20 protein-coding genes are annotated in these 20852 nt (G+C 54.6%); 11 read left to right on the top strand and 9 right to left on the bottom strand.

The genetic code is table 11. The annotated features are described in order from the left end of the window. Window positions 1-5 precede the first annotated feature (5 nt). The 3 genes from Q1B21_RS04535 to Q1B21_RS04525 all read right to left on the bottom strand — a co-directional run bounded on the left by Q1B21_RS04535 (window position 6) and on the right by Q1B21_RS04525 (window position 2387). A complete protein-coding gene (locus Q1B21_RS04535) occupies window positions 6-704 on the bottom strand; it encodes an EI24 domain-containing protein (RefSeq protein WP_299886398.1) in 699 nt (232 codons plus the stop codon). Further along, window positions 701-1279, bottom strand: a complete 579-nt coding sequence (locus Q1B21_RS04530) for a nitroreductase family protein (protein WP_299077217.1) — start codon at window positions 1277-1279, stop codon at window positions 701-703. The genes Q1B21_RS04535 and Q1B21_RS04530 overlap by 4 nt, the downstream gene beginning before the upstream one ends. Before the next feature lie 214 nt (window positions 1280-1493). Beyond that, window positions 1494-2387, bottom strand: coding sequence for a LysR family transcriptional regulator (locus Q1B21_RS04525; RefSeq protein ID WP_299886396.1), 894 nt, complete (start codon window positions 2385-2387; stop codon window positions 1494-1496). Window positions 2388-2500: 113 nt separating this feature from the next. On the opposite strand from Q1B21_RS04525, the gene Q1B21_RS04520 reads away from it, so the two are divergent. The 5 genes from Q1B21_RS04520 (at window position 2501) to Q1B21_RS04500 (ending at window position 7977) form a co-directional block, all read left to right on the top strand. Then, window positions 2501-3595: a D-cysteine desulfhydrase gene (locus Q1B21_RS04520; RefSeq protein WP_299886393.1), complete on the top strand. Its 1095-nt coding sequence runs from the start codon at window positions 2501-2503 to the stop codon at window positions 3593-3595. A 40-nt stretch (window positions 3596-3635) separates the two neighbouring features. Continuing rightward, window positions 3636-4595: a glycine betaine ABC transporter substrate-binding protein gene (locus Q1B21_RS04515; RefSeq protein WP_299077209.1), complete on the top strand. Its 960-nt coding sequence runs from the start codon at window positions 3636-3638 to the stop codon at window positions 4593-4595. Window positions 4596-4667: 72 nt separating this feature from the next. Then, the gene (locus tag Q1B21_RS04510; RefSeq protein ID WP_299077206.1) at window positions 4668-5723 is read left to right on the top strand and encodes a glycine betaine/L-proline ABC transporter ATP-binding protein; all 1056 of its coding nucleotides are present in this window, start codon (window positions 4668-4670) and stop codon (window positions 5721-5723) included. Then, entirely contained in the window at window positions 5720-7261 is a 1542-nt protein-coding gene (locus Q1B21_RS04505) for a proline/glycine betaine ABC transporter permease (protein ID WP_299886390.1), read from the top strand. Before Q1B21_RS04510 ends, Q1B21_RS04505 begins: the two co-directional genes overlap by 4 nt. Further along, on the top strand, window positions 7258-7977 hold the full coding sequence (locus tag Q1B21_RS04500) for an alpha/beta fold hydrolase (protein WP_299886387.1): 720 nt from the start codon (window positions 7258-7260) through the stop codon (window positions 7975-7977). The genes Q1B21_RS04505 and Q1B21_RS04500 overlap by 4 nt, the downstream gene beginning before the upstream one ends. A gap of 552 nt (window positions 7978-8529) precedes the next feature. Here Q1B21_RS04500 and Q1B21_RS04495 read toward each other — a convergent pair. Both Q1B21_RS04495 and Q1B21_RS04490 read right to left on the bottom strand, forming a co-directional pair. Beyond that, entirely contained in the window at window positions 8530-8811 is a 282-nt protein-coding gene (locus tag Q1B21_RS04495; protein ID WP_299886384.1) for a hypothetical protein, read from the bottom strand. Between the two features lie 284 nt (window positions 8812-9095). Next, complete coding sequence (locus Q1B21_RS04490) at window positions 9096-10691, bottom strand: GMC family oxidoreductase (protein ID WP_298933791.1); 1596 nt, start codon at window positions 10689-10691, stop codon at window positions 9096-9098. 109 nt (window positions 10692-10800) lie between these two features. Between Q1B21_RS04490 and Q1B21_RS04485 the strand changes: the two genes are divergently transcribed. The 4 genes from Q1B21_RS04485 (at window position 10801) to Q1B21_RS04470 (ending at window position 14921) form a co-directional block, all read left to right on the top strand. After that, window positions 10801-12039 carry a TRAP transporter substrate-binding protein gene (locus Q1B21_RS04485; RefSeq protein ID WP_298933790.1) on the top strand — a complete coding sequence of 413 codons (1239 nt, stop codon included), beginning with the start codon at window positions 10801-10803 and terminating at the stop codon, window positions 12037-12039. Window positions 12040-12106: 67 nt separating this feature from the next. Next, complete coding sequence (locus Q1B21_RS04480; RefSeq protein ID WP_298933788.1) at window positions 12107-12772, top strand: TRAP transporter small permease; 666 nt, start codon at window positions 12107-12109, stop codon at window positions 12770-12772. Continuing rightward, on the top strand, window positions 12772-14130 hold the full coding sequence (locus tag Q1B21_RS04475) for a TRAP transporter large permease (RefSeq protein WP_298933786.1): 1359 nt from the start codon (window positions 12772-12774) through the stop codon (window positions 14128-14130). The genes Q1B21_RS04480 and Q1B21_RS04475 overlap by 1 nt, the downstream gene beginning before the upstream one ends. Window positions 14131-14141: 11 nt before the next feature. Then, window positions 14142-14921 (top strand): IclR family transcriptional regulator, encoded by a 780-nt coding sequence (locus Q1B21_RS04470; protein WP_299886378.1) that lies wholly within the window; start codon window positions 14142-14144, stop codon window positions 14919-14921. Between the two features lie 197 nt (window positions 14922-15118). Here Q1B21_RS04470 and Q1B21_RS04465 read toward each other — a convergent pair whose 3' ends face one another. The 3 genes from Q1B21_RS04465 to Q1B21_RS04455 are packed head-to-tail and all read right to left on the bottom strand — an operon-like array spanning window position 15119 to window position 17171. Further along, window positions 15119-15916, bottom strand: coding sequence for a metal ABC transporter permease (locus Q1B21_RS04465; protein ID WP_299886375.1), 798 nt, complete (start codon window positions 15914-15916; stop codon window positions 15119-15121). Further along, window positions 15916-16656 (bottom strand): metal ABC transporter ATP-binding protein, encoded by a 741-nt coding sequence (locus Q1B21_RS04460; protein ID WP_299886372.1) that lies wholly within the window; start codon window positions 16654-16656, stop codon window positions 15916-15918. The genes Q1B21_RS04465 and Q1B21_RS04460 overlap by 1 nt, the downstream gene beginning before the upstream one ends. Before the next feature lie 2 nt (window positions 16657-16658). Further along, on the bottom strand, window positions 16659-17171 hold the full coding sequence (locus Q1B21_RS04455) for a Fur family transcriptional regulator (RefSeq protein ID WP_299886369.1): 513 nt from the start codon (window positions 17169-17171) through the stop codon (window positions 16659-16661). Window positions 17172-17227: 56 nt separating this feature from the next. Between Q1B21_RS04455 and Q1B21_RS04450 the strand changes: the two genes are divergently transcribed. Further along, on the top strand, window positions 17228-18373 hold the full coding sequence (locus tag Q1B21_RS04450) for a zinc ABC transporter substrate-binding protein (protein WP_299886366.1): 1146 nt from the start codon (window positions 17228-17230) through the stop codon (window positions 18371-18373). 484 nt (window positions 18374-18857) lie between these two features. Then, window positions 18858-19076 (top strand): hypothetical protein, encoded by a 219-nt coding sequence (locus Q1B21_RS04445; protein ID WP_299886363.1) that lies wholly within the window; start codon window positions 18858-18860, stop codon window positions 19074-19076. Between the two features lie 718 nt (window positions 19077-19794). Here Q1B21_RS04445 and Q1B21_RS04440 read toward each other — a convergent pair. After that, window positions 19795-20850 (bottom strand): sn-glycerol-3-phosphate import ATP-binding protein UgpC, encoded by a 1056-nt coding sequence (locus tag Q1B21_RS04440; protein ID WP_298933750.1) that lies wholly within the window; start codon window positions 20848-20850, stop codon window positions 19795-19797. Window positions 20851-20852 lie beyond the last annotated feature (2 nt).

Below are 20852 nucleotides of genomic sequence, written 5' to 3'. Positions count from 1 at the left end.
GCCCATCAGGAATTGAGTCCGGACAACCGGTGGTAGATGTGGGTGAACGTGGCGACACCGATGATCGGAATCACCAGATTCACCAACGGAACAGATAGTGGAATTGCCATCAAGGTTCCCGCCAACCATATGGTCGTCGAATGCTTCGCCCGGAGCTTTCGGGCATTCTCGCGCCCCAAACGGCGCATCGCTGCAAGCGTGAAGTACTCTCGGCCCAGTAGAAATCCGTTCATTCCCCAGAATATGAAGGGCGCAAACGGCGTGAATATCGCATAGAGGATCAGGGCCAGCAGGTTTGCCACGATCAACACACCCATAAAACTCAGACCGTCCAGCAACGCCTCGCCAAAGGGGATTTTATGGACGGGGGGCAGGCTGGAATAGTGTTTGTCTTCCACAGCCTGCGCGACATCTTCCAGAAAGATCGACGTTATGGCCGAGGCTACGGGCATCATCAAAAACACTGGAAGCACTAGCGCCAACAATATGCCCGAGTAGTTCAAAACATCGTTCAACCAGGGCACAGCACCGATGAAGGGCAGTGAAATCTCATTCCCGGACAGCATGTTTATGAACCAGATTGCAACGGCGCAGGCGACAATCAGTAGCAGGATCGTCAGGCCAATGCCGCGCAAAAGAACGGATCGGAACTTTGGATCACCAATTTGACCCAAGGCAGCAAAAAAGGCGTTCAGGATGATCATTCAGAAACCCATTTGGTCAGTGTGGTGACATCCGGGCGTGGACGTTCCGGTGGGGCAGCACTCTCTGTGGCAATGTGGATCATCCCTGCGACGCGCTCATTCTCCGACAGCCCCAGTGCTTTTTCACAGAATCCTCGATCATGAGTTTGCCACCCTGACAACCAGTTCGCGCCCCATCCTGCGGCCAGAGCGGCGTTCAATAGCGCCAGGCAAACGGCCCCCGCTGAGTAGGTCTGCTCGATCGCGGGTATCTTGGCCGAGGGTTTTTGTACTTCAACCACCGCAACGGCCAAATGGCCCAAGTCAAACTGGCTGCGCGCCTTCACGATTTCTTCCGGGCTTTTGTTCAAAGCGCGGCCGGTTTCTTCGGTCAGATTTGCCAGGCGCGGCATGGCGCCTTTCTCAAGAACAACAAACCGCCAGGGTTCCAGTTTTCCGTGATCAGGGCTGCGGGCTGCGGCCGTCAGCAGGGGGATCAGCTCATCCCGGTTAGGGGCCGGCGCGATCAACGTCTTGGCCGGTCGGGACCGACGCGAGTGCAGAAACTCCAGGGCGGCGGGGTTCTTCAAGGTCATATGTTAACTTTCTTTACATCGACGCTACGTATGTTGGTCAGCCGTGCCGCAGTTTCAAGGGTAAGAAGCTGAGTTCAGGCGATCAATTTCATCCCAGCGCAGGTAAAGCAAGATGGTTGGTGGAATACGATGATGCGTGCCGTTTCCAAACCGTGTAAATGGTCTGATTGATGCGAACTCATTGCCCATGCAGAGGCAGGGCACGATTGGAATACTACTTTGGCGCACTGCCCCAGATATCAAACAGGCTCAACGCGGTTGCGTTGTTGCGGTCGGCGTAAATAGCAACATCCATGGGTTCTTTCCCAAGCCGATTTTCCAATGAGATCACGTCTCCGCTTTGCAGTTCGTTGTGCACCATGCTGAATGGCAACCAGGCCACGCCTAGCCCTTTGAGGAGCATCTCACGAATCCCCGTCGAAAATGCCGTTTCGCAAATAGGATTTGTGCTGAAACCAGCGGTTCCGAACAATCTTTCCTTTTTTCGCAATACCTGACCGAAATAGCTGTTGTCTGGATAGACAACGGATGGAGAGTCCGCCGGTATGTCACCACCGTCTTTCACAGCAAAACGCATTGAGCCGCCGACCACGGGTATGAGATAGTCGCGACCCCACGATCCTCTTAACACATTTGCTCCGAACTCCAGGGGTTCGGCAAGTTCAGACTCGTAGCACAAAAGCATGCTTGCATCCTTGCGCAAGAACATACTCACGCAATCGCTTAGGTTTGCGGGATGGAGGCGAAATTTTATGCCCGGCAGCTTTTTGCGCGCCTTGAGCGCCATATCCGGGAAACGAGAAAACACCTGGGCGTGCTGCGCCGCTATCCTGACCGTGTTTGCTTTGGGATCATGATGAACGATTTTCGTGCGCATCTCGCGTAGTTGTGAGAGAATTGCGCGGATCTCTGACTCGTTCGAAATCAACGCTTCGCCAATTTCGACGCGGTTTGTCTTGCGGTTCAAAACCGGGACACCCAGCCAATCCTCGAACGAACGTATGCGTCGCGAAAACGCAGGTTGTGTGATGTTTCGGCGTGCGGCAGCGCGGCTCAGATTACCTTCTTCCAAAAGAGCAAGGACGTCATCCAGCCATTGCGTATCCATTAATCTCACCTCCAGCCAAAGCAAAAGTATGAGCAGTCATAGAAAAAAGCACTGTTTTTCTGTGTTTCGATAGGAAACGCTTTGAGAAAACCCAAGTTGGAGGACCCCAGAGAATGGCCGAGACAGTAGACATCGCGGAACACGGCGCCGGTGATGCCGTGGATATGACTGTTAGTCTCTGCAAGGAGCTCTCGATCACGTTGGCAGGATTTCCCCGTATTTCATTCGCACATCTGCCTACTCCGCTTGAGCCGATGGACCGACTGAGTGAGGTTCTGGGTGGTCCCCGTTTGTGGGTTAAGCGGGATGATTGCACCGGTCTTTCGACCGGCGGCAACAAGACACGAAAGCTTGAGTTTTTGATGGCGGATGCCGCAGGGCAGGGTGCTGACGCGATCATTACCCAAGGGGCGACCCAATCGAACCACGCACGCCAAACCGCTGCAGCCGCGGCGAAGCTGGGGATGGACTGTCATATTCTGCTCGAGGACCGAACCGGGTCAAATGATCCCGACTATACTCTGAATGGGAATGTATTGCTGGATCGTCTGCATGGGGCAACTGTGTCAAAACGCGGTGACGGCACAGACATGAACGCCGAGATGGAGGCCCTGTCGAAGCGTTTGCGTGACAAGGGTAAAACACCGTACATCATTCCAGGGGGTGGGTCTAATGCAGTTGGTGCCCTAGGGTACGTGAACTGCGCGAGGGAACTGATTGAGCAGGCCGCCAAGATGGGCCTTTCATTGGATGCGCTTGTACATGCCACCGGTAGTTCCGGCACTCAGGCCGGGCTTGTGGCGGGGTTATCTGCAATCAAAAGCACCACTCACCTACTGGGGATTGGCGTCAGGGCGCCTCGGGAAAAGCAAGAACAAATGGTCTTTGATCTTGCGACGCGCACGGCCGATCATTTGGGAACGGGTGTGGAAATTTTGCGCGATGATGTGCGTGCAAACTGCGACTACGTCGGACCCGGCTATGGCAAACCAACCGAGGGTATGGTTGAGGCCATCAAGTTGCTGGCGCGGACCGAGGGTCTTTTGTTTGACCCGGTGTATTCCGGCAAGGGACTTGATGGGCTGATCGACCAAATCCGCAAAGGGTATTTTGACGGGATGAACAACGTGGTTTTCCTGCATACTGGCGGAAGCGCTGCCCTTTTTGGCTATTCTGATACCTTCGGGCTTCCCGGGTATGCTTCATAATAACAATAAACAAAAAACCACCAACAAGGAGATCTTTGTAATGACACTTAAGAAAACGTTAACCGGTTTGGCATTCTTGAGCGCTTTTGGCGCTCCTGCGTTTGCTGAAGATGTCAAGATTGGTGTGCCTTCCTGGACCGGGGCACAAGCCATCGCCTATGTTCTGGGTGAGGTCGTCACCTCTCGGATCGGAGGCACAGTTGAATACGTGCCCGGCAACAATGCCACGATTTTTCAAGCCATGGATCAGGGTAAGGGCGATATCGACGTACACCCCGACGTCTGGCTGCCAAATCAGGAAAGTTTCACTAAGAAATATGTGGATGAAGCCGGCACCGTAACGCTGTCATCAAACCCATACGAGGGTAATCAGGGCTTTTGCGTTTCAAAGGATTTCGGGTCGGCTAACAATATCACCGACATTACTGATCTGGGTCGTCCAGACGTTGCGGGACTGATGGATAGCGACGGTAATGGGAAGGGAGAGATGTGGATCGGCGCACCAGGCTGGGCCTCGGCAAATGTAAACGAGGTCAAAGTGCGGGACTACGGGCTGCTGGACTTTATCGAACCGATCCGGGCCGAGGAAAGTGTGAAAACCGCGCGGATCAAGGACTCGATCGCCAAAGGCGAGGGTTATGCATTCTATTGCTACAAACCCCATGCTGTGTGGTTCATGTTCGACGTCGAAATGCTGACCGAGCCTACCTTTGATCCGGCGAAATATGTCATGGTGCAGCCTTCAGATGACGCGGATTGGTACGAAAAGTCGAACGTCGCTACAAAGGACGCGCTGAAGCAGGTGCAAATTGCGTGGTCGAACTCGCTTGTAGATCGCTCGCCCGCAATTGCCGATTTCTTTGCCAATTTCGCGCTGACCGCAGATGATGTGAGCGCGCTGGCCTTTGAAATAAGTGCCAATGGGCGCGATCCAGCGGACGCCGCAAAGGATTGGGTAAGCGCCAATTCCGATCGCGTCGACTCGATGCTGGGGCTCTGAGCGCCCCCGCAACAACGACAGCACCGGCGATGGCCGGTGCTGGAACCGACCAATCTTACATGCAGGCGCGAAATGACCCCAGAATCTGTCATTGAAATCTCGAACGTCTGGAAGATCTTTGGCGCTAAGCCACAAGTGGCGCTAAAGGCGATCCGCGACCGAAACCTAAGCAAGGCCGAGGTTCTGTCCGAGTACAATTGTGTGGTCGGTGTCGCGGATGTGAGCCTGTCAGTGAATCGGGGTGAGATATTCTGCATTATGGGGTTGTCGGGAAGTGGCAAGTCGACTTTGGTCCGCCATTTCAACCGATTGCTGGAGCCTACAGCTGGAAAGATTGAAATCGAAGGAACCGATGTCATGGCCCTTGGGGCCAGAGATCTTCAGCATTTTCGCAATCAGAAAATAGGGATGGTCTTTCAGAATTTCGCGCTCATGCCGCACCGGTCGGTGCTGGATAACGTCGCGATGCCGCTAGAGATCCGGCAAGTCGCTAAGAACGAGCGCATGCGACAGGCGGCAGCGATCCTTGATATTGTTGAGTTGGGCGCATGGGGCGCGAAGTTTGCGCATGAACTGTCTGGTGGTATGCAACAACGCGTCGGTCTGGCCCGCGCCCTGGCGGCAAACCCGGATGTGTTGTTGATGGACGAACCGTTTTCTGCACTCGATCCGCTGATCCGTCGCCAGTTGCAGGATGAGTTCATACGACTTTCCAAAATACTGAAGAAGACAACGATTTTCATCACGCATGATCTGGATGAAGCCGTACGGATCGGCGATCGCATCGCGATTATGCGCGATGGAAAGATGGTTCAGATGGGGACCGCAGAAGATATCGTGATGCATCCGGCAGACGACTATGTCGCCGATTTCGTGGCCGGGATTTCACGCCTGAAGGTGGTTCATGCAAAGGTGGTGATGCAGCCCATCGAGAGTTGGATCGAAACTCACGGCCCGTTGCCTGCCGATGTGTACCGCGTGGAACCCGACGAGACGTTGAGCAACCTTATCAACCTTGCCATTGACGACGACAAGCCGATCGTCGTGACCGACGCTGGCGCTGACGTCGGCGCAATTACCCGCGCTGATCTTTTGCGGACCGTTATTGAAGGGACAGAGGTGTCATGAAAGATCAGAACATCAATCCGCTGGAAGACACTGAAAGCGAGGCCGCGCTGGCCTATGCAGAAGAGCGCAAAGAAAACATCCGTGCTTTTGTCCGCACAAGCCCCGACTATTACATCGCAAATTTCGACAAGGTTGGTGCGTCGGCAAGGTTCACGGCAACCTTCAATTTTTTCGCCGGTCTTTTCGGCCCAATCTGGTTTGGCGCGCGGGGGCTATGGTCCTGGGCGTTGAGCTTTCTGATCGTCGAGGCGATTGCATTTGTGCAGATCGCGCGGGGTCTGTTTGGTGATCTGGCCTCGGACGCTATGGCGCGTATCGCCTCGATTGAAGGAACGCTGGAACTACGTCGACAACAATTGGCGGCAGCCATCGAAAGTGGCTCGGATAGGGTGGATGCGTTTCAACGTGCAGTGGATGGGCTGGAAGCCAATATCGGCGGTATTCGCGCCGAAGCCGAGGCGCTGGCCGAGCAGGGCCCGACAATTGCCTTAACGGGCCTTGCAGTCCTTGTTGCGGTTAAGCTCGTCGAAGCGATTGTCGCCAATTGGGCGCTTGAAGCCCGGTTTTCCGAATGGCTTTCGAACCGTAGTCTCCGCTCGGGCATGCCGATATCCCAAATCGCTTTTAGTGCGATTTTCATGGTCCTGATCGTCGCTGTTGCCATGGTGAACTACAGTTTCCCCGGACGCTTCGAAATCCTGAGCAACTTCCCGACCAACCCGGAAATTCGTCTGGTCAGCATCGAAGGCGTAGAAGCCTTCTTTAACTGGGCGGTGTTGAACGGCGAGGCGTTGTTCGATGGGATCACCTATTGCATTCGGTTGATGCTGGACGCGCTGGAACTGATTTTCGTCAGCACGCCGTGGATCGTGATCGCTGCGCTGATCATACTGCTGACTTGGCTGACCGCAGGTGTCCGGATGGCGATCTATTCCGGGGCGTTTTTGGCCTATATGGGTCTGCTCGGCTTCTGGGAAAAAGCGATGACGACGCTTGCCCTGCTGGGCACCGCCGCCTGTTTGTCGATCATCATAGGCATTCCGTTGGGTATGTTTGCGGCGAGGCGTCCAAGGTTTTACGCGTTTATTCAGCCAATCATGGACTTTATGCAAACAATGCCTGCCTTTGTCTTCATGATCCCGGTGATCGCGTTCTTTGGAACAGGTAAACCCGCCGCCGTCGTCACCACAATGATTTTTGGCGGCACACCCGTCGTTCGCCTGACTGTTCTTGGCTTGCGCGGCGTACCGGAAAGTGTGCGAGAGGCAGCGATCAGTTTTGGAGCCAACAAGTGGTACTTGCTGACAAAGGTCGATTTGCCTTTGGCCAGCCCCTCGATCCGGGCGGGGATCAACCAGACGATCATGTTGTCACTGGCGATGGTCGTGGTCGCCTCATTAATTGGCGCCAAAGGACTGGGCGAAGATGTACTTGAGGCATTGCAATACGCCAACGTCGGGCAGGGGATCCTCGCCGGTTTTGCAATCCTGTTCTGTGCGATGATTTTGGATCGCATAGTTCAGGGTCAACGCAAATGACGCCGCTTGTCCTTGTCCATGGGTTGATGGGGGGAAGCGCACAATGGGATCTGCAACTCAAAGCTCTTTCAGACCATTTTGGCGTCACCACCCTTGACCTGCCAGGATTCGGCCGCAACCGTCATTTGCCGGCCATAAGTCGCATTGATGAACTCGCTGATTGGGTTCTAAGCGCGCTTCGAGACAAGGGCATAGAACAGTATCACCTCTTGGGTCATTCAATGGGAGGGATGATCGTTCAGGAGATCGCGCGCATGGATCCAGGTGGTGTTCAACGTCTGATACTTTATGCGACTGGCGCGATCGGCGTCCTACCCGGCAGGTTCGAAACAATCGATGAAAGCAAAGCGCGGGTTCAAAGCAATGGTGTTAAAGATACGGCCAGTCGGATCGCTGCGACATGGTTCTGGAAAAACGAGCAAGCAACAAACTTCAAAGCTTGTGAACGTCTGGCGCAAATGGCGTCGATGGAGGCCATCCAAGCAGGTCTTGATGCGATGAAGAACTGGTCAGGTACCGAGAACCTTTCGGCACTGCCTCAGGAGACACTCATAATTTGTGGCGACCGGGACAGAACTTATTCGTGGGAGCAGACCAGCTTGCTCTGGTCGAGCATCCCCAACGCAAGCCTTTCGGTTATCCCAGGATGCGCACACGCAGTACATCTGGAAAAGCCTGAACTGTTTACCAGCGTGTTAGTTGACTATCTTCTGTGACCAGGTACCAGCATCAAAGGCCCGTACCCCAATGGACCCACTCCCAACCATGCAACAACTTTTAATATGGATTACTCGAGTGGGGCTGTTCAATGCCATTCTTCATCAAGGGGACGAGCAGTATGTTAGTGATATTGGACGCATCCACCATTGAAGGTACGACCGGACCGTAACCTTCTTCAGGTCGCTTTGGCCTATATCGTCAAAGACAATGTACGCCCATCCGCATTTGCCCTGTCTCGAATAGATCAATCGCCTCAGAAAACATCCCGATGCGCGCTGCCAGTGTCTGAACTCATCTTCAGATGTCCCCGGAATTAGACCTGCCAGAGGGCATTGCGCAGCGCGCAGACGTTTCAGGATCGCATCAAAGACCGGTTTCTCGTCATCGTGATTGTGACTGATGACCTGCAGGACGTCGTGCCATGCGCGCCAGTCAAGTTTAAAGGACACGGAGCTGCGTGGCGGTTTCGATGGAGATCGCCGCCTGAGCGGTGAAGGCTTCAACCAGGGCAGTGTCGTCTAAGGAGAAGGGTCTTTATACCCTGCCGTTCAGAATAGAGTTCCCGAACGCAACCCGATCCTGAATAAGCGGAACATTAAGATGCGTGCGAACGCCCTCGATACCCACCAATGTACGTCGCCCTTCATGGCCGCTTTGTAGAGTTCCGTTTCCTTCAAATCGTCGTAGTGAACGGCCCTTGCTTCGGTCACTGCAATGCACATGACCAGTGGAACGGCGAGTTCAAATTCCATCCCGATTGGGATTGAGCTATTGTCGTCCCACGATCCGATGGCGGAGTTGTACAAATGGGTGCCAGTTTGATTGAGCAATTGCAGGCTGCTGCCATTGGCGCCGCATAGATTCTCTACGTGTTTCAGGATTGTATCGAATACAGGCCGTTGGTCATCGCGGGTTCACAGTCCTGCGTTAGATCGAGTTCCAGCCGAAGATGTTGTGGATCTACATGGCTTGATAGTTTCCGCGTCGCTAAAATACTTGTCCGTCAATTCAAATCCACCTTCGAGATGCTGTGCGTTGGCTGCCAGTATTGCTAAAACTGGCCTGTCTGCACACGGCAGTGCGCCCACGAGTTCACTGAACCTTGATAGCAATCTCAAAGAGTGGCGCGGATCAATTCGCTGGCTTTTTCACCTATCATAATAGCAGGTGCATTTGTGTTCCCACTGACGATCTCGGGCATTATCGAACAATCAGCAACCCGAAGATTACCAATTCCGTTTACTTTCAGGCTGGGATCAACCACCGAGTTTTCGGATGTGCCCATCGAACATGTCCCTGTGGGGTGATAAATCGAGACGGAATTCGATCTCGCCCAATCCAATGTACCCTCGTAGTCGTCGCATGACAGATCCGACGTTGGTCGGAACTCTTCGGATATTTTGGAAGTCAGTGGACTATGACGTGCGATCCCGCGCGCGATATTTACGCCATCGACAATGGTTCTACAGTCCGTTTCGGTCGACAGGTAATTGGGTATGATTTTGACATACTTTGTCGGGTCTGGGCCATCCAGGCGTAGCTCCCCTCGGCTTTCCGGTCTCAACTGGCAAACGGACATGGTGAAGGCCGAAAACGGATGTACACCTTCACCTGGGCTATCGGCGGACCAAGGCTGGACGTGGAATTGGATGTCCGGTGTTTGGGCGTCCGGGCGGGTTTTAACGAATCCGGTCGCAAGGCTTGCCGCCATTGTCATGGGTCCGGCGCGGAATAGGGCGTATTTCAGTGCAATACGCGCCTGATTGAACAGGCTTCTCACCTCATCATTCAGGGTTGGTTCGTTGCACTTAAAGACAAGGCGGGCTTGCAGATGGTCCTGCAGTCCCTTGCCAACCCCAGGCAGGGCGTGAATGGGCTCTACCCCGTTGTCTTTCAAATGATCCGGATCACCGATGCCCGACAGCATCAGAATCTGGGGAGAGTTGATCGCGCCGCCAGATAGTATGATCTCGCGGCGCACCTTGAGCGTTTTCATCTGACCTGAGCGATCGCGATAGATCAGTCCGGTCGCACGTTTTCCGTCCAGTTCGATCCGGCTGACTAGAGCATGCGTGATGACGTTCAGGTTCTGCCGGTTCCGAATCGGTTTGAGGTAGGCGACAGCTGCGCTGCAGCGTCGGCCATTGCGGGTGGTCAGCTGAAAATACCCCACACCTTCCTGGTTGGCGCCATTATAGTCTGGATTGAACGGATAGCCCGCCGTCTGCGCCGCGGCGACCCAAGCATCGCATATGGGTCGTTGAATACGCATGTTCGAAACAGCAAGAGGCCCTCCGATTCCGTGGAATTCATCCTCGCCACGTTCCTGATCCTCGCTGCGCTTAAATAAGGGCAACACATCATCCCAGCCCCAGCCGACATTCCCCATTTGGCGCCAGCGGTCATAGTCCTCTTTCTGGCCACGTACATAAAGAAGGCCGTTCAGGGAAGACGATCCACCGAGTACTTTTCCACGTGGCCAGTCAATGGATCGGCCGTTCAGGCCAGGATCAGGCTCGGTGCGGTAACACCAGTCGACCGACGGGTTGTGCATCGTCTTGAAATAGCCAACGGGGATATGAATCCAGGGGTTCCTGTCGGGCCCGCCGGCCTCCAACAGCGCCACGGATGTCTTTGGATCTGCGCTTAGTCGATTGGCAATGACACAGCCCGAAGATCCGGCTCCGACAATCGCATAATCCACTTCCATATCCGGGTCCTCCCAACGTCGTTGAAAAAAACTCTATGCAAGATGGAAGAATTATACTAGCCTTTTTTGATACAAAATGTCTCAATAATTGCGATCAGGGAGGTAAGCAATGGAGATCGGTCGAAAACTAAGTGGTATTTCGCGTCGAGATTTTTTCCGTGTGGCAGGCCGGTATGGCATGAGCTCCACGTTGTTGGCTGCTGGCGGATTCGGTGGTGCCATGAGTATCGCCAATCTGGCGCAAGCTGCAGAATCCACCTATGAAAAGCGGTTCTCGAAAGAGCCGAAGCATACGTTGAAATTCGGTGCATCCGGGTTCAATACAAGAAACCTTTTGATCGAGCGGGCCGGGGCAATTGAATTTGCACGCGACCTGGAAGAACGCACAGACGGCGAGATTCGCATCGAGTTCATTGGCGACAATCAGATCTGTGGCCAGCTAAGTTGTGTCGAAAAAACACAGCAGGGAATCGTCGACATCTATGCGGCGTCGACCCAGAACTCGGCGGGTGGCGCGCCCTATCTGAACGTGTTGGACTATGCATACATGTTCCCAAGCCGCGCGGCGCAGTATCACTTCTTCTATAGCCCCGCGAGCCAGCGCATCCTGCGTGAACCGCTCGAGAAGCGGCACGGGCTGAAGTTCTTGTTTACGCATTGTGAACTGCGTGGCCTGCAGATGGGATCTACCTTTGCTGACAAGCCGACGGTTACGAAACTGGAAGAACTGTTTGGCACCAAAAACCGTGTCACGGGCACGCAGCTGGGCCGGATCGCGATGCAGCTTCTGAACCTGAACCCGGTTCCGGTGGCGTGGGAAGAAACCCTTGATGCGTTGAAAACAGGTCTGATCGATGGTGCAGAAACTTGGGCTTCCGCTGTGGCATACGCGAACATGGCGCCAGTGGTGTCTCAGTCTGTGAACCTCAAGTTCTTCTGCGGAACCGAGCATACTTCGATGTCTGCCAGCGTCTTCGATGGGCTGGGTGGCGAATTGCAGGATGCGGTCATGGAATCGTCCTACTTCACCCAAGCGCTTATTCAAGGGGCCAACGAAGCGGCCTTGCTGAACACAGTTGGGTTCTCGGATCCGCAATTGCCGAACACGATCTTTGCCGAAAACGGTGTGCGTGCGGCGTTCCTGGCCGACGATCAGATCAAACTGGCCGAAGAGATGTGCGCCCCGAACTACAATCCGGAACCCTGGGCTGAATGGCGCGAGCGTCTGAATAAATGGGCTGGTGGTATCGACACCTATCAAGAGATCTACGACATCGCGCGTGAGATCCCGGCTGATACTCTGCCAGAAAATGTTGAGCCACGCCGTTGGTGGAAGGGCGAGGCCTAATCTAAGCTCTGATGAACCGGCCCATACGGGCCGGTTCACCTAAACACCGACTGGGAGGACGGGGTTCATGTCGTTTTGGGCAGATGTCGGCGCTATTTTCAGCGCCTTGTTGAGCCAGGATTCGTTCGAGATTCAAAGTGCGTTGCGATCCGATGCGGCTTGGGTTGTTGGCACAGTTGTCGCCGCGATCGGCGGATTTCTCGTTATGCTGATCTATCGCAAGGTGCCGTTCATTGAGCGCCATTTTGAACGATCGGTCATGGTGTATTCCTATCTTGCCATCGCGCTGATCATTTTTTGGGGCGTAATCGACCGATTTGTCTTTAACGATCAGGAACCTTGGTCCACAACCATTCCGCCGCTGCTGTTCATGGTCATGGCCTGGTTCGGGGCGTCCTACAATGTACGTCTGCGTACGCATCTGAGTTTCAGCGAATTTCGTAGCGCAATGCCGCGTGCCGGGCAGCTTGGCTGTCTGATTTTGGACGCAGTCTTGTGGTTTGTTTTTGCCGTCATCGTGATTGTGACAACCTCGCGACTTGTAGCGTTGTCCGCATCGAACTTCCAAATCGTCCTAGGAACCGACAACATCATGCAATGGTGGTTCCTGCTTGCGGCACCGCTGTCTTTTTTCCTGATGGTCGGTCGTGTGTTTCAGAATTTGGCTGACGATTTGCGCAATTGGAAAACAGGCGAGCCGCTGATCAAGCAGGCCGTGATTGGGGCAGACTGATGACTGACGGAACCATTGTCACACTGATCTCGCTGGGGGTCACGTTTCTATTCATGCTGGGCGTGCCGGTGCTGCTGGTCATCGGTTATTGGGTGATTGGCTGCTCTTTTGTGTTGGGCCTGACACTCGACAACATGGGCGCCGAATTGTTGAACGTCTTCAATAAGGGCTTTGCTCTGTTGGCGATGCCCCTGTTCATTCTGACCGGAGACCTGATCAACAAGTCAGGTATTGCGCGACGATTGAGCGATTTTGCCTACTCGTGTCTGGGTTGGATACGCGGAGGGCTGGCGATGGCGTCACTGGGCGCTTGCGGGTTGTTTGCGGCGATTTCCGGGTCGAACTCGGCGACCACAGCAACAATTGGTTCGATGCTGCACCCCGAAATGGTCAAGGGCGGCTATGACGAACGCTTTAGCGCCGCAACAGCTGCGGCTGGTGGCACCGTCGGTATTATTATCCCACCGTCGATTATCTTCATCGTCTATGGGTTCTTGATGAACCTGCCGATATCCGAGCTGTTCTTAGCTGGAATCCTGCCCGGCGCCTTGATGGTCATTGGCATGCAATTTGCCTGCTGGATCATTTGCCGCATGAATGGCTGGGGCTATTTGATTCCGTTGCAACTGAACCGGATCCTTAAAACTGCGTTTGGCGCGTGGCTTGGGTTCTTTGCCATCGGTCTCGTCCTTTGGGGTATTTACACAGGCAAATTTTCCCCAACCGAAGCGGCCGGTGTAACCGTCGGGTTTTGCGTGATAGCAGGATTGGTCAGCTATCCGATCAACCGGATCATGGGCGCTCGCGACGACGTCTCACCCACCGATAAAAGCTTTGCTGAGATGCTGGTCGTCGAAGGCTTCACAATCCCTGAGATCCCTTCAATCGTCATCCGCTCGGCCCAGATTACTGGTATTCTTGCACCGCTGATCGCCATCTCGGTGGTCATGCAGCAAATTCTATCATTGCTGGGTGCACAGCAAACCATCGGCGATTTCGTGACGTCTATGGGCGGGTATTATGCGGTGTTGTTCACCTCTATGGTGATTGTCTTTTTCTCGGGCATGGTGTTGGAAAGCCTGCCGGTGACGATCATCCTTGCCCCGATCCTGGCACCGATTGCTGCGTCGGTTGGTGTTGATCCAATCCATTTCTCAGTGATCTTCCTGGTCGGTGCATCGATTGGTTTCATTACGCCACCATACGGGCTGAACCTCTATGTCGCATCCAGCGTGACGGGCGTGCCCTATTTCCGGCTGTTGCGTTACACTGTGCCATATCTTGTGGCATTGCTGTCTGTTTGGATTTTGGTTTCACTCGTACCTGATCTGGCCTTGATCATGCTGCCAAACAACTAGAATGTAGCGGGATGGCCTACACGGACACACCAGAAAAAGATACCCAAATACCGACCAACCTGCGCTTGCTGCTGATCTTGGAAGAGGTCGCCAGGCGTGGGGTCGCGGTTAAACCGTCAGACCTGATCGAGGCATTGGGTCTGGCAAAACCAACGATCCATCGCTTGCTGCAAACAGCCGAGGCAGAAGGGTTCTTGCAGCGTGACCTGGATGGGCGGTCTTACGGACCTGGTCCACGGTTGCGGCAGCTCTCCGTGAACACGGTGTCGTCCGAACACTTGCGGACCGCGCGACTTGCGATTCTGCGCGGGGTTGCGGATGAAATCGGTGAAACCTGCAACCTGGCCATCCCGGACCGAGAGGGCATGATCTATCTGGATCGGGTCGAGACAAAGTGGCCATTGCGCATTCAACTACCTGTCGGAACACAAGTCCCTTTTCATTGTACGGCCAGTGGCAAAATGTACCTGTCTACCCTCCGACAAAATACACTTGAAGGATACCTGTCCGCCCGCAAGTTGCACCCACATACCGATCAGACTTTGACCGACGCAACAGCACTACGCGAGGAGTTCAAACTTATTACGCAAAGAGGTTATTCGACTGACGACGAAGAATTCATGGCCGGAATGGCCGCTGTTGCGGTGCCAGTTTTGGATGAAAACAATAGGCTCGTAGCCACGCTGGCCGTTCATGCGCCAACCCAACGCCGTAATTTGGGCAGTTTAACTCAGTGCTTGGACACACTTCAGAACGGGGCAAGAAAACTCTCGGGTTTGCTCGCACCTTAGGCTCCACATTCATTGATTTAAAGCTAGAATAACATGACAGCAGCAAGTGCGATCTAGGTTCGGGTGGCGACCCGACACCAGCACTTCTGGCGCCGAACATGGTTTCGATCCAGATGAAACGGGTCTACACCGCGATTGGAAACAAGAATAGACTAGTGATCTCTGCTCAACACGCGCTCGCTAGCACAGATGTTGTGCTAGGCTCCGCTTCGGGTCTGCCAGCCAACGAGACTGAGAAAAGCAAATAAAACTGCGGCCACGCAGACGATCGACGGCCCCGCCGGTGTGTCAAAGACATAGGCCGCCCGCAGGCCAGCGACCGCTGAAACAGCTCCGATCGCGGCGGCAATCGCCGCCATTGATTCCGGCGACCGCGCCAGGTTTCGGGCGGCGGCGGCAGGAATGATCAACATGGCTGCGATCAGCAGGACACCCACCACCTTGATTGCAACTGCCACAGTGACGGCAAGGGACAAGGTCAACACTAGCTGCTCGCGTTTGGGGTCGAACCCGCTGGCATAGGCCAGCTCTTCGTTCAAAGTTGCGGTCAAAAGCCGCGACCAGCGCCATGCGATCAGCGCCACGACCAAGGCCGCTCCTCCCCAGATTACCGCCAGATCCGCGCGCGACACAGCCAGAATGTCGCCAAACAAATACGCCATCAGGTCGATACGAACGCCCGACAGGAATGAGACGGCAACCAGGCCGAAAGCCAGTGCGGAATGCGCCATAACACCCAGAAGCGTGTCCATCGCATAGCCACGGCCAGCAAGCAGTGTCACGGCCAGCGCCATTATCAGAGCCACGGCGAGCGCGCCGGTAAAGATCGACATTTGAAATGTCAGTGACAGCGCCACACCAAGGATTGCAGCATGCGCCGTCGCATCGCCGAAATAGGCCATGCGGCGCCAAACGACAAAGCACCCCAACGGTGCAGCTGCAAAAGCAACGCCAACACCAGCAAGCGTTGCTCGCGTCATGAAGTCATCTAGCATTATTCCGCCGCTTCCTGTGCATTTGTGCTATGGTCGTGATCGTGGTCATGGTCATGGCGATAGAGCGCAAGTGCGCCCCCTGTCCCCGTTCCAAACAAGGCCCGGTATTCCGGGGCCGACGCCACCACTGCGGGCGAGCCCTCGCAACAGACATGACCGTTCAGGCAGATCACCCTGTCTGACGCGCTCATGACCACGTGCAACTCGTGGCTGATCATTAGAATTGCGCACCCCGTGTCACGACGCACGGCTTCGATCTGACGATAGAATGCGGCCGAGCCGGGCTGATCAAGACCCTGAGTTGCTTCATCGAGCAAAAGAACCTCGGGTTTGTTAATTAATGCCCTTGCCAAAAGAACGCGTTGGAACTGTCCCCCCGAAAGCTGTGACATCTGGCGTCTCAAGAGATCCGGCGCACCTGCAGCTACTAGCGCATCTTCGCACTTCCGCAGTGACACGCCATTTGCGAGGCGCATGAAACGCTCGACAGAAATCGGCAGCGTCGGGTCGATATGCAACTTTTGAGGCACATAGCCAATCCTTAGACCCGCCCTTTGCTTGATCCGCCCCTCAGCCGGCTTGGTCGCCCCAATAATTGCCCGCAATAAACTGGTCTTGCCCGATCCGTTGGGCCCTACAATTGTAACGATCTCACCTGGGGCAATCGTTATGTTGACATGACGCAGAACGATGCTTGCGCCATATCGCACCGTAAGATCTTCGACAGTGATGAGTTCCATTTCTACGCCTTTTCGGAGCAGTCGGGGCACAGGCCTTCTGCTTCGACAACCGTCCGTTCTATTTCAAAACCCACTGCGCGCGCGGCTGCCCCTAACGCACCTTTAGCGGGTGCAGAATGGGCTTCTGCCACGGCGTCGCAGCTTCTGCAAATCATGAAAGCAGGCGAATGCGTAGCGCCGGGATGTGAACAGGCGACAAAAGCATTCAGGCGCTCGATCTTATGCACGAACCCATTCTCAACCAGAAAATCAAGGGCTCGGTAAGCTACAGGCGGTTGCGATCCGAACCCTTCGTCCCGCAGCCGGTCCAAGATGGCATAGGCTCCAAGCGCTCGATGCTCTTGAAGCAACAAGTCCAGGACTTTACGCCTGACCGGCGTCAATCGCAGTCCGTCTTCTTTGCATCGCGCCTCGGCCGTGGCCAAGCCGGTTTCAACGCAGTTTTCATGATTGTGCTTCTGAAACCCAACGAGAGCCGAGTCTTCGGCGGGCGCGGGTCGAGTCTCTCTTGTCATGTTATTCCATATCATGTATGCGGCTCGTAACGTTATAAAATCACACAGAGGGTCTGATGTCCAGAAAGCTCCTTCCAGTTTCGATCACCACCGCGTTGTTGGGTAGTGCAGCCGTAGCAGATGTCCCTAACGTCGCGGTCGACATAGCGCCGGTTCATTCATTGGTGGCCAGGGTGATGGAGGGGGTCGGCACGCCTGATTTGATTGTGCCACCGGGTGCGTCTCCGCATGAATACAACCTGCGCCCGTCCGAGGCTGCGGCCCTGCAGAATGCGGATCTGGTGTTTTGGCTTGGCGAGGAACTGACGCCTTGGATGGCTGGCGCGGTAGAAACCCTCGCCGACGGCGCGACTGTCACGACTTTGCTGGACTCTGACGGCACCGTCCTTTTGGACTTCCGTGAGGGAGCTTTGTTCGAAGCGCATGACCATGACGACGATCATGGCGACGAAGACCATGCAGGGCACGACAGCCACGATCACGAAGACGAGCATGGCGATGACGATCACACTGACCATGATCACGAGGAACATGCCAAGGACAAAGATCATGACCATGGTGATGACCACAGCAAAGACGAAGAACATGCTCATGATGACGGCCATGATGACCATGCGGATGGCGATGGCCACGATCACGAAAAACATGCCGAGCATGAAGGCGGTGACGATCACGATGATCATGGTCATGGCGCACATGACCCGCATGCGTGGCTGTCGCCTGAAAACGCAGGTGTTTGGCTCAACCTGATTGCAGCGCAACTCTCGTCAGCCGATCCGGAAAATGCGGGCGCCTATTTTGCCAATGCTGCAACGGCTCGCGAGGAAATGGATGGGCTTTCGGCGGAAGTGTCGGCGATGCTCGAACCTGCTCGCGGTGGCAGTTTCATCGTGTTTCACGACGCCTATCAGTACTTTGAGAACACCTTTGACTTCCCAGCCTCCGGCGCAATCTCTCTTAGTGACGCTTCAGATCCCAGCCCCGCTCGTATTGCAGAAATCCAAAGCCGTATTCGTGACGAAGGTATCGATTGTGTTCTGGCCGAGCCACAGTTCAATCAAGGTATTATCGCCACCGTGCTGGACGGGACAAAAGCCAATACCGGTGTGATTGACCCGCTTGGATCTGATCTGGAGCCGGGTCCGGCCCTTTACCCCCAACTCATCAGAAACATGGCTGAAACACTGGCCGGGTGCTTGTGACTCGCCTTGTCCTAAGGTGAACATAGATGAGATTGGCGCCTCTGAAGGCCCTTTGCGAAGCAAGGCGAGATGGGGCGCGTGGCCACACTAGTCCCGAATGTGAAAACAAATGGCCTGAATTGATCTATTGACACAAGCTTGAGCAAACGACGCGGGTTCTAGTGCGATGCTACGGCTATGCTCGCGCATCGAATTGCGTGCATCCGCATTGCCAGTCCCGGCGGTACATACATGTCGGCCAATCTGTTCGAACAAGCGAAGCCAAGTTGGATCTCACAATTCAGGACTTGGGCACGCATGAGGCTAAAAACATCTCCGAGCCGGTGCGCGTGTTCGGCCCTGCCTTGGATGATAGAGCTGCAGCCATCGTGCCCCGAACGCGCCCGTCAGGGAATAGTTTGGGAAAAGCGGGCCGTTCATCGCAGGCAGCGTCGCGGCCGCCGTGGTCAAGTTGGTTACTGCGTAGTGGCAACCGTGGTGTTCGATGGCCTTAACAATTACACCAAATTCAGCATTCTTCCTGGCAGATTCCATTGACCCAGTGGTCTATGACGGCAACCCGTCCCAGACCGTTAAGCGTATGAAACTGGCGATCCGGCTGAACCCGCACCACCAGCACTGGTATCTTTGGAATCTGGGTTGGGTCCGACATTTCGCTGCGAATTATGAAGCGGTAAAAGCATCCATCGAACAGATGAACTAAATCCCTGACGGGTTGAAACACACCTATACGCCGGTGTTGCGGCGTCTTGGGCTCGCCAGTGAGGAGCAAAGGGTTGTCGACGAATTTTTTGGTGGTGAAACCTGATTTCACGATCCACGAGGTAAAAACTGCGCCGTTCGAGAGCGATGCGTATCTCACCCGATGGCCGGATGGTCCAAAAATTGGGCGTGCGTGATGTCAGGGAGTGAGCGGTTTCCGCGGATTTGATGCACGCGACACCACAACAAACAGGGCTTTGTATTAATCGAGGAACACGATCGCTTTGGTCTCACTGCTGAGGCTATTGCGGCATGTCTATGTAAATTGCTAGGAAGGTCCCTTGCTTTTGCAAGCGCTTGTACGACCGCTGCCTGGTGGAGCACGGATGGCAAGCGCCATTCTGCCCGTCAGTTTCTGTATCACTGCATCAATTTACTACGATCATCCGTAAAGGACCGTCTGGTGATATTGGCGGCAGCTGGCCCGGCCAGAAGTATTTACATCGCGACCATATCGGCGAACCCCATCGACCCGCCCAAGGCCTTTGCTGACGAGATTTGTCCAACCGATCTGCTCGGTCCGGTTTGCGCAGCGCGCTCAAGAACACGCAATTTACGACGGATCTCTCACTGGTCCTCTGTCATCGATTACATCCTCCTTCTTCAAATTGGAGCTTAAAGAAGATATCCCGTGGGTACGTACATATCTAAAGACGCCGTTAGCGTTCCAACCTGTGCCCTTTGGTCGGGTCAAAGAAATGCATATGAGTTGGTGACACCGAAAACCGCATGTTCACATGCTTGCCCTCTATCGGATGGACGCCAGGCAGACTGATGGTAATGGCTGTCTTGTTTGCCGTGAATTGACCATGCAACAGAGTGTTAGCGCCCAGCGGTTCGGATATTTGGATGGCGGCTTCGATCGGGCCATTGTCGTCCTGCACAAGGTGCTCAGGGCGAATACCCAGTTTTACAGCGCCATCCGCTACCGCTGCAGGACCGATTTCGACGTCACCAACCTTGAGCGTGCCGTCTTTGCATTCGGCGTCAAAGATGTTCATCGCTGGGCTGCCGATAAACTGGGCTGCAAACAATGTTCGCGGTGTTTCATAGACATCCAACGGCGTTCCGATTTGTTCCGCGATGCCCCCGTTCATCACGATCATCCGGTCGGCCATCGTCATCGCTTCGACCTGATCGTGCGTCACGTAAAGGGATGTGATTCCAAGCTTTTCCTGAAGCTCTCGAATCTCCAGACGCATTTGCACACGCAGTTTGGCGTCCAGGTTCGACAGCGGTTCATCGAACAGAAACACGGCAGGCTCGCGTACGATCGCACGGCCCATGGCGACCCGCTGACGTTGACCACCAGACAGCTGCCTGGGTTTGCGGTCCAGCAAGGGTTCAAGTTGCAACAGCTTCGCGGCCTCAGTCACTTTCTGATCGATATCACCCTTAGGCAATCCGGCGATCTTAAGCCCATAGCCCATGTTCTGACGCACAGACATATGCGGGTAGAGCGCGTAGTTTTGGAACACCATGGCGATATCGCGATCCATGGGCTCTTTCTCGTTGGCGCGTTCGTCGCCAATCCTGATCTCTCCCGAACTTACGGTTTCAAGGCCAGCAACCATGCGCAACAGCGTGGATTTACCGCAGCCGGACGGGCCGACGATGACGATGAATTCGCCATCCGCAATGTCCACATCAATTCCGTGTATGACGTCCGTTTCGCCAAAGCTCTTCTTGACGTTCTGAAGGGTTACTGTTGCCATTT

The organism is uncultured Ruegeria sp., assembly GCF_947504215.1.
GTDB lineage: Bacteria > Pseudomonadota > Alphaproteobacteria > Rhodobacterales > Rhodobacteraceae > Ruegeria.
This window is presented reverse-complemented; position numbering and strand designations above follow the sequence as displayed.